The organism is Nocardiopsis sp. iso_237, from assembly GCF_056173345.1.
In genome coordinates this window covers 2,760,325-2,773,203 of record NZ_CM149669.1, presented here as the reverse complement: position 1 = coordinate 2,773,203, position 12,879 = coordinate 2,760,325, and the positions used below count along the sequence as shown (strand labels likewise).

General features: G+C 72.2%; 11 protein-coding genes. 5 read left to right on the top strand and 6 right to left on the bottom strand.

What is annotated here, in order from left to right:
• The first annotated feature begins 113 nt into the window (after positions 1–113).
• Positions 114–1,268 (top strand): hypothetical protein, encoded by a 1,155-nt coding sequence (locus AC0VYM_RS12745; RefSeq protein WP_475462433.1) that lies wholly within the window; start codon positions 114–116, stop codon positions 1,266–1,268.
• Positions 1,269–1,422: 154 nt separating this feature from the next.
• Positions 1,423–3,783, top strand: a complete 2,361-nt coding sequence (locus tag AC0VYM_RS12740) for a M64 family metallopeptidase (RefSeq protein WP_475462430.1) — start codon at positions 1,423–1,425, stop codon at positions 3,781–3,783.
• A 137-nt stretch (positions 3,784–3,920) separates the two neighbouring features.
• Here the strand turns inward: AC0VYM_RS12740 and AC0VYM_RS12735 are convergent.
• A protein-coding gene (locus AC0VYM_RS12735; protein ID WP_475455515.1) for an IS5 family transposase occupies positions 3,921–4,795 on the bottom strand; the annotation gives its coding sequence in 2 pieces (ribosomal slippage) (positions 3,921–4,429 and positions 4,429–4,795; 876 coding nt in all).
• Positions 4,796–5,138: 343 nt separating this feature from the next.
• On the bottom strand, positions 5,139–6,434 hold the full coding sequence (locus AC0VYM_RS12730) for a class I SAM-dependent RNA methyltransferase (protein WP_475462427.1): 1,296 nt from the start codon (positions 6,432–6,434) through the stop codon (positions 5,139–5,141).
• Between the two features lie 228 nt (positions 6,435–6,662).
• On the opposite strand from AC0VYM_RS12730, the gene AC0VYM_RS12725 reads away from it, so the two are divergent.
• Together AC0VYM_RS12725 and AC0VYM_RS12720 are read left to right on the top strand one after the other, a co-directional pair.
• Positions 6,663–7,349, top strand: a complete 687-nt coding sequence (locus tag AC0VYM_RS12725; protein WP_475462425.1) for a potassium channel family protein — start codon at positions 6,663–6,665, stop codon at positions 7,347–7,349.
• Positions 7,342–8,049 carry a potassium channel family protein gene (locus AC0VYM_RS12720; RefSeq protein ID WP_475462423.1) on the top strand — a complete coding sequence of 236 codons (708 nt, stop codon included), beginning with the start codon at positions 7,342–7,344 and terminating at the stop codon, positions 8,047–8,049. The genes AC0VYM_RS12725 and AC0VYM_RS12720 overlap by 8 nt, the downstream gene beginning before the upstream one ends.
• A gap of 25 nt (positions 8,050–8,074) precedes the next feature.
• On the opposite strand, the gene AC0VYM_RS12715 is transcribed toward AC0VYM_RS12720, so the two are convergent.
• Complete coding sequence (locus AC0VYM_RS12715; protein WP_475462421.1) at positions 8,075–8,821, bottom strand: DUF3159 domain-containing protein; 747 nt, start codon at positions 8,819–8,821, stop codon at positions 8,075–8,077.
• A 237-nt stretch (positions 8,822–9,058) separates the two neighbouring features.
• On the opposite strand from AC0VYM_RS12715, the gene AC0VYM_RS12710 reads away from it, so the two are divergent.
• On the top strand, positions 9,059–10,189 hold the full coding sequence (locus AC0VYM_RS12710) for a serpin family protein (protein ID WP_475462418.1): 1,131 nt from the start codon (positions 9,059–9,061) through the stop codon (positions 10,187–10,189).
• 12 nt (positions 10,190–10,201) lie between these two features.
• Here the strand turns inward: AC0VYM_RS12710 and AC0VYM_RS12705 are convergent, their stop codons facing one another.
• The 3 genes from AC0VYM_RS12705 to AC0VYM_RS12695 all read right to left on the bottom strand — a co-directional run bounded on the left by AC0VYM_RS12705 (position 10,202) and on the right by AC0VYM_RS12695 (position 12,863).
• Positions 10,202–10,999 (bottom strand): alpha/beta hydrolase, encoded by a 798-nt coding sequence (locus AC0VYM_RS12705; protein WP_475462415.1) that lies wholly within the window; start codon positions 10,997–10,999, stop codon positions 10,202–10,204.
• 233 nt (positions 11,000–11,232) lie between these two features.
• Positions 11,233–11,973: a PIG-L deacetylase family protein gene (locus AC0VYM_RS12700; protein ID WP_475462413.1), complete on the bottom strand. Its 741-nt coding sequence runs from the start codon at positions 11,971–11,973 to the stop codon at positions 11,233–11,235.
• Positions 11,974–12,038: 65 nt separating this feature from the next.
• A complete protein-coding gene (locus AC0VYM_RS12695; protein WP_475462412.1) occupies positions 12,039–12,863 on the bottom strand; it encodes a DUF3710 domain-containing protein in 825 nt (274 codons plus the stop codon).
• Between the last annotated feature and the right edge of the window lie 16 nt (positions 12,864–12,879).

Here is a 12,879-nt window from a genome sequence, read left to right as displayed (position 1 = left end):
CGCGCCACAAATAGGAAGGTTTGTTAACTTTCACTCTTCGGGGGCGGTTAGATTCCCTCTGTCAACAATGTCCGGACCGGGCATCCGTCCCAGCCGCCACAGAGGGTTCAGCCTTGACACACACCACCACCTTCGGCCGAGCCCTCGGGGTCACCGCCGCCGCGGCCCTGGCCCTCGGCCTGGCCTCACCCGCGCACGCCGACGGCTTCCCCGTGAGCGCCAGCAGCGAACTGGTCGGGCTCACCGTGCCCGGCTCGTCCGTCCGGGGCGACTGGGGTTCCATCAGCGTCAACGAGGACGTCGGGGGCCAGTACCCCTCCGCCGACCTCGGCTCCGACCCCGGCGGCGTCCGGGACCACTTCACCATCGGGGGGCCGACCGAGTCCCGCGTGAACAGCACCGCCTCGGGCAACGGCCGGGGCGAGGCCAAGTCCGCCATCAACGGCGGCTTCACCCTGAACCTGCCGGGCTTCGACGGCCCCGCGGTCGAGTTCGCCACGCTCCAGAACTCCATCAAGTGCGACTTCTCCGGCAACCTCGTCTGGGAGAACCGGATCAACGGCGGCTCCGGCCAGAACGACCGCGTGGTCACGGTCTTCGGCAACCCGATCACCGCTGACGCCCCCGAGGTGACGGCCACCGTCGACGTGCCGGGCCACGCCCCCGCCGACGTCACCATCCGCAGTGTGGAGCCGACCGACCCCACCGCCGGGCGCGGCCGGGTGTACACCTCCGTCACGGCCGTGGCGGACGGAGCGACCCTGTTCGACCTCACCCTGGGCTCGGTCGCCGTGGACTGCCTCGGTGAGGGCGAGGAGGAGGTCCCGGTCGACCCCGAGGAGCCCGTCGAGCCTGAGGAGCCGGTGGACCCCGAGGTCCCCGTGGACCCGGAAGAGCCCGTCGAGCCCGAAGAGCCGATCGAGCCTGAGGTCCCGGTCGACCCCGAGGAGCCCGTCGAGCCTGAGGAGCCGGTGGCCCCCGAGGTCCCCGTGGACCCGGAAGAGCCCGTGGAGCCCGGGAAGCCGGAGGTCCCCGAGGAGGAGACCCCGAAGGCAGAGCCCGAGGTCAGCCCCGAGGAGACCGAGACCCCCGCGCCCGGGACCGGGGGGACGTCCGACGCCGGATCCGGCCGCTCCGGCCAGCGTCTGCCGGTGACCGGCGGCGCCCTGGCGGGTCTCGTCGCTGCCGGAGCCCTCGCTCTGGGTGGCGGCGGGGCCGCCGTCTACTTCGGCCGCCGCAGGCACACCTCGGACGACACCGAGGTCTGACCGACCCGTGACGGGCCCGCACCCAGGGGGTGCGGGCCCGTCGGCGTGCGGGGGGTTATCGAAGTGCTTATGGTCCTTTCCCTGGTAGACGGCGTGCGAACGTCAGTACGCTTCCCGGCAAACATCCCCCTCATCCCCTGACTAAGGAATCCCCTTGCGCAGATCCGCGGCGGCCCTGGCCGCCCTGTCCCTGCTGGCCACGGCCGCCGTGCTCGACGGCACCGCCGCCCCCGCCGAGGCCGCTCCCCTGGACGGAGCCTCCGTGGTACCCCTCCAGGTCACCGGAGACCCCTCGGAACGCTTCAACCTGGTCCTGCTCGGCGACGGCTACACCGAGGAGGAGATGCCCCTCTTCCGCGAACAGGTGGACCAGCACCTCAACGTGCAGTGGAGCATCGAGCCGTTCCGCTCGTACCGGAACTACTTCAACGTCTACCTCGTGGAGACCCCCTCGGCGGAGTCCGGTGTGGACTGCGACCCCGCCCACGGGTGGGAGCAGCGCGACACCGCTCTGGGCATGGGCTTCTTCAACGGCTGCGATGAGTCGGCCCTGGAGCGTCTGCTCACCGTCGACTCGTCGGCGGCCAACGCCGCCGCCGACATGGTCCCCGGGGTGTCCGCGAACAACCGGCAGATCCTGGCCCTGGCCAACAGCGGAACGTACGGAGGCGCGGGCGGACGCCTGGCCACCGCCTCGTCCGGCAACGCCCTCTCCGCGCTGATCAGCCCGCACGAGCTGGCGCACTCGCTGGGGGCGCTCCAGGACGAGTACCCGTACTACTTCCGGGACACCAGCCTGGGACGCTACACCGGCGGCGAACCCACCTCCGCCCACCACTCCCTGATGACCTCCGAGCAGATGCTCGAGGGGGAGACCAAGTGGTGGCGCTGGCTCGGTGAGGAGAGCGAGTCCGGCGGCACCATCGGCGCGGCCGACCCCGACGGGCACGAGGGCGGCCTCTACCACTCCGAGGGCGTCTGGCGCCCCAGCAACCACTCCATGCTCAAGACCCTGGGCTACTACTTCGACCAGGTCGGGCGAGAGGTGATGACCCACCGGATCTCGGGGCTGCGGGACCGCGCGACCCTGCCGGTCTCGTCCACCCCCGAGGGTGAGGTGGGCGCCGAGGACGCCGTGTGGGTCGAGGGCCCGCACCCCGTCCACCACGAGCTGGACTACACCTGGACGGTCGACGGTGAGGAGCTGACCGACGCCTCCGGCGCACGCGGGCTGGAGCTGGCCGGGCTCGACCTGGCCCCCGGGACCGAGGTCAGCGTCCGGGTCCAGGACCCCACCGAGTTCGTCCGCGACCCCGCCATCCGCGACTCCGCGGCCCTGACCCAGACGCGCACGTGGACCGTGGGCGAGCCCCTGGAGGACGTCGCGGCCGAGGCCGGGTTCACCCGGTACCGCGACACCGAGCGCGCCGTCGGCGCCACCGAGGTCGTCTACGCGGAGACCACCCGCCCCACCGACCGGCTCATGGAGGTCGCCTGGGAGCTCGACGGGTCCGCCGTGTCCACCTCCGCCGACGGGCGCACCCTCGACCTGGGCGCGTTCGACCTCGGCAGCGGTGACCACGTGCTGACGGCGACGGTGACCGACCCCGAGGGGCCGGGTTCCCAGACCCTCACCTGGTCCGTGGACGCCACCGACCCGAACGCTCCGCGCGAGCTCTCCGAGGCCGCCGCCACGGTCGCGGGCGGCGAACACCACCTGTACCTCAACGAGTTCTCCATGCGCCTGTCCCCCGAGGACGACGGCGAGGGCCACGTGGTCGGTGAGTTCCGGGTCGACGGTGACGGCTGGCACCACTACTACGGCTGGCCGGAGGACTCCGAGGCACCGTTCCGGTTCACCCCGGACGGGACCAACGTCGACGACCTGGTCTACGGGAGCCTCGGCAGCGGCGGCCTCTCCATGGCCGTGTTCGAGGTCGACTCCCACGAGCCCGGCTGGGGCACCCACACCGTGGAGCACCGGGCGATCGACTCGGCGGGCAACATCGGCTCCCCGGAGTCCTTCACCGCGACGGTCGTCCCCGGCGCGGAGCTGGAGTGCACCGAGACCGTGAGCGGCGCGGTCAACGGCGGCCTGCGGGTCGACGAGGGCGTGGTCTGCCTCGACGGCGCCGAGGTGCGCGGCAGGGTCACCGTGGCCGACGGCGCCTCGCTGGTGGTCGAGGGCGGTTCCCTGAGGGGCGGCCTGTCCGCCTCCGGCGCCGACACCGTCCGGCTCTCCGGCACCCAGGTGAGCGGTGCGGTGTCGATCACCGGGACCACCTCCGAGGTGACGCTCCTGGGCTCCACCCTGTCGGGCGCGCTGGCGCTGAACGACAACACCCAGGTGCCCGCCGACACCTGGTCCGGTGACGCGGGCGGCTACGGACCGGTCCTGGCCGGGAACACCGTGCGCGGCTCCGTGGCCTGTTCCGGCAACAACCCGGCCGTGACCGACTTCGGTGCGGCCAACGACGTCACGGGCTCCGTCGCGGGGCAGTGCTCCGACCTGTGACACCACCGCCCGCGCGCCCCGTCCGGCGCGCGGGCGGCCTTCGCACGACGAGGGGCCCGGGACCGGGCCCCTCGTGCGGCTCCGGTCCGGCTCCTCGCCGGACGACGTCAGCCGGGGCGGCGCCCCGGTCCGGGGTCCTAGGTCGTGTTTTTTGGTTCGTGGTTGAGCCAGAACAGGGCGCTGATCAGTACGGCTCCGGCGCGGTAGTGCGTGGCGAGTTTGTCGAAGCGCGTAGCGACCGCCCGGTAGTGCTTGAGCCATCCGATGCAGCGTTCGACCAGGTTGCGGCGCTTGTAGGCGCCGCGGTCGAAAGCGGGCGGGCGCCCGCCATAGGAGCCGCGCCGCTGTCTCCAGGCCTTCTGATCGCTGCGCTCGGGGATGGTGCACCCGATCCGGCGGCTGCGCAGCAGCCGCCGGATCGCCTTGGAGGAGTAGGCCTTGTCCGCGATGACGCGTTCGGGTCGGCTACGGGGACGTCCGCGGCCCGGCCGGGGAACCCGGATGGTGTTCATGAGCTGGGCGAAGACCGTGGAGTCGTTGGTGTTTCCCGTGGTGATGACCAGGGCCAGCGGTAGTCCGCGCCCGTCGGTGGCCAGGTGAACCTTGGTGCTCAGCCCACCTCGGGAGCGTCCGAGTGCTTGGTCCTGCTTTGTTCTGTGCTCGGTCCCTTTTTTGGTGCGCCGGCGGCGTGCTGGTGGGCGCGCACCACGGTCGAATCGATACTGACCTCCCATTCGATACGGCCGACGGCGTCATGACGGACCTGGACGTGTTCGAGGATTCGGTCGATGGTGCCGTCGTGGGCCCAGCGCCGGTAGCGGCCGTAGACGCTTTGCCAGGGTCCGTAGCGTTCGGGCAGGTCACGCCAGGGGCATCCGGTGGCGAGTTTGTAGATCATGCCGTTGAGCATGGTTCTGTGGTCGTGCCAGCGGCCGCCTCGGCCCTGGTTGGTGGGCAGGAGCGGGGCAATCGTTTCCCAGGCCTGGTCAGTGATCTCGTGTCGTCGAACCACGCTTCCATCACTAACAGCACGGCATCCGCCCCCGCAGCCGAACCACAAAACACAACCTAGGCCGTGTTTTGTGGATCATTCCGCGCTCGCGACCACCAGGCTGCCTCTCACTGCGCCGATGAAGCTCGGACAGCCAAACCCGGGCGGGCCCCCGCTGTGCGACTCTGCGGAGCTTGCGTAGCAGCGCACAGTAGGGGCAGCTTCACTCATCGTCTTGCGAGAGATTGCCGGGCCCCCGCTGTGCGAGGCTGCGGAGCTTGCGTAGCAGTGCACAGTAGGGGCGACGGCCGCTCGCATCGATGGCGGCTCCGCCGCCACCAGCGAAAGCATCCAAAAAAACGGCCTAGTCCTGCTCGGCCTCACGGTGGCGGCGGGCCAGCTTGACGGGCTCCAGCACGGCCAGGCACTCCACGTGGTGGGTCATGGGGAAGGCGTCGAAGGCGCGCAGCCCCACCAGGCGGTAGCCGGAGCGGTCGAACTCAGCGAGGTCGCGGGCCAGGGTCGCCGGGTCGCAGGAGACGTAGGCGATCCGACGCGGCTTCATGCCCGCCACCTTGCGGACCACCTCGACACCGGCGCCCGCGCGAGGCGGGTCCAGCGCCACGACGTCGGCGCGCACGTCGGCCCACTCGCGCATCTGCTTGGCCACGTCGGCGCGCTCGATCCGCACCTGCGGGAGGTCCTTGAGGTTGTACTGGGCGTCGCGCACGGCGTGCTCGCCGTTCTCCACGCCCATCACACGCCCCTCGGCGCCGACCGCGTCGGCGAGGGCGCCGGTGAACAGGCCCGCGCCGCAGTACAGGTCCAGGGCGGTCTCGCCCTCGCGGGGCTCCAGACCGTCCAGGACGGCGGCGCTCAGGGTCTCCGCGGCGGCGGGGTGGACCTGCCAGAAGCCGCCCGCGCCCACCCGGTACTCGCGCCCGGCCACGTCCTCGCGCACGCCCTTGCGGCCGCGCACCGACTGCACGCGACCGCCCTTGAACCGGCGGAGCACGGCGCTGGAGGCCTTGAGCTCGGGCAGCACGCCGAGCTTGGCGGTGGTCGGGGTGACCACGATGGCGCGGTCGGCGCGGGTGGCGGAGGCGACCGCCTCGACGTCCTTGACGCCCTCCCACTTGACCTCGGTCACGCCGAGCTCGCTGACGCCGGGGTGGGCGATCAGGCACTGGTCGACCGGCTCGATGTCGTGGGAGCGGTGGCGGCGCAGACCGGCCTGGCCGTCCTCGTCCACCGAGAACCGCACACGGGTGCGCCATCCGAGGCCGTCCGGGGTGCCCGGGAGCTCCTCGACCTCCACGTCGAGGTCGATCCCGGCGATCCGGCTCAGCTGGTCGGAGACGACCTTGGCCTTCATCCGGCGCTGGGACTCCAGGGTGGCGTGCTGCCAGTCGCAGCCGCCGCACATGCCGGGGCCGGAGAACCTGCACGGCGCCTCGACCCGGTCCGGGGAGGCGGTGAGGACCTCGACGGCCTCGCCGCGCAGGAAGCGGGTGGTCTGCTCGGTGACACGCACCCGGACGCGCTCGCCCGGCAGGGCGTGGCGGACGAAGACGACCTGGTCGTCCAGGCGGCCCACACACCATCCACCGTGGGCGACGTCGTCCACTGTCAGTTCGATCTCGTTGCCCACACGGGTCATGGCTGTGTCCTTCGCTGGTCGGGTCGTGTTACGGGTGACCCTGCGCGCACAGCCACCAACCGACCCCAATCTACCGGCCCCGGGGCACCACCCGCGCTGGTACGGACACGGCGGGGGCGGGGTGGACACGCGGACGGGGCCGTCGTGTGCCAAGGTGGAACCGCCGGGGCGCGTGGGTCTGTCCGTGTCCCGGGGGGTGGACGGCTATCCGACGGGAGTGCGGACGAGGTGCACATCGTGATCATGGGGTGCGGCCGCGTGGGTTCCACGCTGGCGCACACCCTGGTGGATCTGGGCCATTCGGTGGCGGTGATCGACCAGGACCCCGAGGCGTTCCGCCGACTCCGTACCTCCGTGGCCAAACACGCGGTGCGCGGTGCGGGCCACGACCGGGAGGTCCTGCTCAGCGCCGGTGTCGACCGGGCCGCGGCCTTCGCCGCCGTCAGCAACGGCGACAACTCCAACATCATCGCGGCCCGGGTGGCCCGCGAGGCCTTCGGGGTCCGCAACGTCGTGGCCCGGATCTACGACCCCCGCCGCGCGGAGGTCTACCAGCGCCTGGGCATCCCGACCGTGGCGACCGTCCGCTGGACGGCCGACGCCATCCTGCGCCGCGTGGTGCCGGGGGACGACCGGATCGGCGCCGCGCCCGAGTGGCAGGACGCCTCGGGCAGCCTGACCATGAACGAACTCACCCCGCCGGAGCGCTGGGTGGGGCGGACCGTCACCGAGCTGGAGGACGACTTCCGACTGCGCGTGGTCTACCTGGTCCGTCAGGGGCGCATCGCGCTGGCCCGTTCCGAGGAGACCATCGCGGACGGCGACGTGCTGCACGTGGTGGGGCACAGCCGGGACATGGCCGACCTGACCCGGCGGCTGGACGGTCGGCACGAGGACGAGACGGGGCGTGGGTGAGATGCGGATCGCCATCGCGGGAGCCGGGAGCGTGGGCCGCTCCATCGCCACGGAACTGGCGGGCAACGGCCACGACGTCCTGCTGATCGACCGGGACACCCGGGCGATCGGGGTGGACGACCTCCCCCAGGTCGAGTGGCTGTTGGCCGACGCCTGTGAACTGGCCACCCTGGAGGACGCCCGGCTGGGCGACTTCGACGTGGTCATCGCGGCCAGCAGCGACGACAAGGTGAACCTGGTCGTCTCCCTGTTGGCCAAGACCGAGTTCGCCGTCGACCAGGTGATCGCCCGGATCAACGACCCGGCCAACGAGTGGCTGTTCGACGACTCCTGGGGTGTGGACCTGGCGGTCTCCCCGCCGCGCCTGATCGCGGACCTGGTCGAGGGCGTGACCGACGAGGAGGACTACGCGGAGGAGGGCACCCTGCCCCCGCTGCCCGGCGCCGAGATCGCGGAGTCGGTGCTGCACGCGGCGAGCCCCTTCGCGGACCGGCCCGAGAGCGACCTCACGGCCGAGCTGCCCGAGGGTGTGGCCCTGGTCGCGGTGGTGGGTCCGGGCGGGGTGCGCCCGCCCTCACCGGAGCGGACCCTGTCCGTGGGCAACACCGTGGTGTTCCTGGCCGAGCCGGAGGCGCTGGGCTCCCTGGAGGAGCTGCTGGACCGGGTGGAGGACGGCGAGGAGGCCGCGCCCCAGGCCTGAGGCCAGGTCGCGGCCCGTGGGTCCCTCAGCGGTCCTCGGGGGTGTCGGCGGCCTCGGCCCGCGCCAGGGGGGTGCGCCCGCGTGCCAGCACCCACACCATGCCGGCGAAGGCCGCCACCTGGAGCGGCCAGCCCATGGCGACCTTGGACAGCCCCAGCAGGGCGAAGGTGTTGGCCCAGTCGTTGGTCTCGGCGAGCCAGAGTGGGTACTGGACCAGCACCCGGATGACACAGGGCAGCACGAGCAGCCAGGTCAGCCGGGAGGCGAGCGTGACCACGGCCGGGTCCCTGCGCCAGGAGGTGAAGTCCTCCCTGTTCCCGATGAACGGGCCGATCATGAGGCCGATCACCGGCCAGCGGACGAGGACCGACAGACTCAGCACCACCGCGTAGACCGCGTTGTAGATGATGCCGGGCAGGAAGGCGTCCTCGGCGTTGCCGCTGCGCATCGCGAAGACCGCCGCCAGGCCGATGCCGAAGAGGCTGGTGAACACGTACTGCAGCGAGGAGCGCCGCACGAGCCGGAGCACGCCCAGGAGCAGGGCCGCCCCGACCCCCAGCACGATCGACAGCCGCAGGTCCTCACTCACGATGTAGGAGATCGTGAAGGTCAGGGTGGGGATGGCGGTCTCGACCATGCCCCGCTTGCCGCCCAGGGCCTCGGCGAGCTTGGTCCGGACCAGCGCCTCGACCGTTCCCTCGGTGACGGCGGGCTTCTCCGTCGGCTCGTCGGTCTGGGCCGCCTCGTCGGAGGCCCGCTGCTGCTCAGTCATCCCGCTCCCGCTCCGGTGTCGCCGTGCGGCCTGTACGGCCGCCAGCCATGATGCACCACCCTATGCGACCCGTCACAGCCGGGGAGTGGCGTTCCGGTCAACCCGTGACCGCCCCGGTAGGGGCTTGCCCTCCTTTGTCAGGTGATGCGGCGTGCCCCTTCTCACCACGGTGGCTGGCCCGGGGCCGCGTCCTTCCGTACGCTGGCGGCCCACCCGCTCTCGTGAGGAGTCATCCCGATGACCACCCGGCAGGAAGCACCCGACGAGGAGCACCTCCGCTTCGCCCTCGCGCTCGACCCCGAGCTGGTCGAGGAGGGGAGCTCGCACGTGTGGTCCCCGTACTCGGTCGGCGCCGTGCTCGGTCTGCTGGCCACCGGCGCGGGCGGCGACACCCTCAAGGAACTGGTGGACCTCGTCGCCCCGGACAGCGGCGACCCCCGGGGGCACCTGGAGACGCTCAACGCCGCGGTCGAGGCCGCCGAGGGGCTGGACCTGGCCACGCTCAACGGCCTGTACGTCCCCGCCGACCTCCCGCTGCGCGCGGAGTTCGAGGAGCGGGTCGCGGGCCAGTCCGACGCCGAGGTGGACCGGGTCGACTTCCGCGGGGACGCCGAGGGGGTGCGCCGACGGGTCAACGGCCGGGTCTCGGAGGTCACGCGCGGGCTGGTGCCCGAACTGCTCGCCCCCGGCACCGTCCACCCCGACGTCCGCATGCTCCTGGTCAACGCCCTGTGGGTGAGGCTGCTGTGGGCGGAGCCCTTCGAGCCCTCCCGGACACGCGACCGCGACTTCCACGCCCCGGACCGCACCCACCGGGTTCCCACCATGCGGCGCACCGGGTCACTGGCCCACGCCGCGCACGAGGGACTGCGGATGGTCACCCTGGAGGGCGAGCACGGTCTGGCCCTGGACGTGATCGTGCCGGACTCCCCCGGGGTTGAACGCGCACCGATCCCGCCGCTCACCCCGCGGACCCTGCGCGGGCTGTACCTGGCGCGTCGGCGGGAGCAGGTGAGCCTGGCGCTGCCGCGTTTCGAGGTCCAGACGGACACCGCCCTGCTCGACCCCCTGGCCGCCACCCCCGCTCACGTGCGCACCCTGGCCACGGACGGCGCCGACTTCGGCGGGATCAGCGAAGAGCCCCTGAAGGTCGACGCCATCGTGCACCAGGCGGTGCTGCGCGTGGACGAGAAGGGAGCCGAGGGCGCCGCCGCCACCGCCGCCGTCATGCTGATGTCGGCCGCGGTCCCGCCGCCCCCCAAGGAGTTCGTCGTGGACCAGCCCTTCCTCTTCGTGCTGCGCCGTCGGGGCGCGGTCCTGTTCACCGGCCGGATCACCGACCCCGTGGACCCGGGACCGGCCGGGTGAACGCCGTCGGGCTCAGTCCCTCTGGAGGAAGGCGGCGGTGACCTCGGCCAGGGCCTCGTGCGCTTCCGCGTCGGTCAGCTCCGGTTCGGCGTCTCCGGACTGCGCCCCGTAGGCGCCGAACTGGGCGTGGTTCATGCCCTCGACCACGTTCACGTCGGCGTCGCCCGGCAGGTGGGGTCTGCGCTCCGAGACCTCCGACGGGGGCAGGACCCCGTCCCGTCCGCCGGCCACCGACAGCACGGCGAGGTCGTCGCGGTCGGCCAGCCCGGCGCTCTCGGTGGCGTAGGAGGCCCACAGGACCAGCCCCGCCCACTCGACGCCGCCGTCGTCGGAGCCCAGGTACTGCGCGGCGAAGGCCCCGCCCATGGAGTGCCCGCCCAGGTACCACTCGGAGACCTCCGGGGCGGCGCCGACCGCGCTCTCCCCTCGGGCGGAGTCCAGCACGGCCAGGTTGAGGCGCAGGTCGGGGACGACCACCGTGACCCCGGTCCTGGCCACCACCGGCGCCCAGGAGGCCGCGTAGGCGTCGGCCTCCACCCGGGCGCCGGGGTAGAAGACGACCCCCGTCCCCGAGGGGTTCTCGGCGGGGGTGATCAGCACGCCGTCGGAGCCGCGCTCCACGACGACGGCCGGGTCCCGTTCGGCCCGGGCCAGCGGTTCCGGCTCGGCCCGGTAGGGATCGAGCGCCCAGACCACGAAGGCCGTGGCGGCCACCAGCACCAGAGCGGTGCACACGGCCAGCGTCCACACCAGGACGCGTACGGCCCTGCGTCCCCGCACGCGTTCGCCGCCGACACCGTCACTGTCCATGTCCGCCTCTTCTCGATTCCGGGCGCCGGTCCTCGGAGCTGTACGGAGCACTGGCGGTGCGCGAACCGTGGTCGGGCACACGCGGGCACGACGAACCGAACACGCGACCCACCGACTCCGTAAGCGCCCTCGGCCCGGGCGACTCCACGTCCTTTCGCACCGTATCGCCCTGTTTGCACCGTCTCGCGTCGGGTGCTCCCCGGCCGGAACCCCACCGCGCGAGAGGCGGTGGGTCAGGTCTCGAAGACCTCGAAGGAGGTGGCCAGCGGCACCCCGGCCCACTCCCCCGAGCGCGCGGCGCCCTCTCTCAGGAAGGTCCGCTGGTCGAAGTCGTCCAGGTTGGCCAGGTACACCTCGTGCGCGTCCAGGGAGGCGACACCGGCGGCCAGGTCGTCCTCGCCCAGTTCGACGAAGTGGGTCGGTTCCGGGGCCGCGCCGAAGGCCACGAACCGCACGCCCCGCCAGGGCTCCAGTCCCTCCGCGAGCTGCTCGGTGAACACCCACCGGTTGTCGGCGTCGCGGACCGCGTCCAGCAGGGCGGGACCCAGGACCCGGTGGTCGGCGTGGTTGAACCCGCTTCCCCCGGCGAAGTACTCACGGAAGTTGATGGAGACGATCACGTCGGGTCGGTGTCTGCGGATCGCCCCGGCCAGGGCCGCGCGCAGCGGCAGACCGTACTCCAGGGTGCCGTCGGGGAAGTCCAGGAACTCGACGGTGGACGCGCCGACGGCCGCCGCCGAGGCGCGCTGCTCGGCCATCCGCAGGGGCGCGCAGGCCGCCGGGTCCAGGGAGTCGATCCCGGCCTCGCCCTGGGTCACCAGGAGCTCGACGACCTCCTTGCCCTGAGCGGTCCACCGGTGGATCGCGGAGGAGGCACCGAACTCCAGGTCGTCCGGGTGGGCCACCACCGCCAGCGCCCGTCCCCAGTCCTCGGGAAGCGGCCGGGGAGCGCTGTTCTTCGTTGTCTGAGCCATGTGGCCCACACTACGGAACGGCGCACCCCCGGGCACGGTTGTCCACAGGCCGGATACGCGAGGACTCAGGAACCGGTGGGCGGTCCGGCCGCCGAACCGTTGGGGGAGGCGCCCGCGTTGCCGTGCTGGGCCGCCTGCTGGGCGGAGCGCTGCTGCGCGGCCGCCGCCATCTGCTCCTGGATCTTCTTGGGCACCGTGATCTGCAGCAGCTCGTTGGGCGGCACCGGCTGCTCGCCGCGCACCACCACGATGTTGGCGAAGACCTGCTCGATCTCCGACATCACCTCGGGCTTGCTGGCGCCCTCGCCGCGGATCACGCCGCGCAGCACCCAGCGGGGACCGTCCACGCCGATGAAGCGCACCCGCTGGCCCAGCTGCCTGCCGTCCTCGGTCTTCTTCCCCTTGATGGGGATGACCGCCTGGAGCTCGGGACCGAAGGTGCCGTCGTGGTCCTCGGCCTTGCCGCCCTGCTGGGTGACCTGCTCGCGCAGTTCCTCGCGCATCTCGTCCCAGAGCCCGGACGACTTCGGCGCGGCGAAGGGCTGCACCTGGAGCGCGGTCTTGCCGCGGACCAGGGTGACCCCGATGATCTTCTGCTTGTTCTGCTTGTCCTGGGCGACGTTCACCTGGATCTCGGTGCCCTGCTCCATCGGCAGGAGCATGCTGCCCAGGTCCATCCGCTCGGCCTCGGGGGCGTCCTCGGTGGAGTCCCACGGTCCGGTCCGCCGGTACTGGTCGGCGTCCTTGGCGGGCTGTTCGGAGGCGCGCTCCGGCTCGATCTCGTTGTCGAAGGAAACCGCGCCCGCGGCGCCCCGCCGCTGCGGCTGGGCCTCCGTCTCCGTGGCTCTCTCGGTCTCTTTGTCCCGCTTCTTGCGGCGGCGTCCAAACACGCCTTCACCTCTCCGC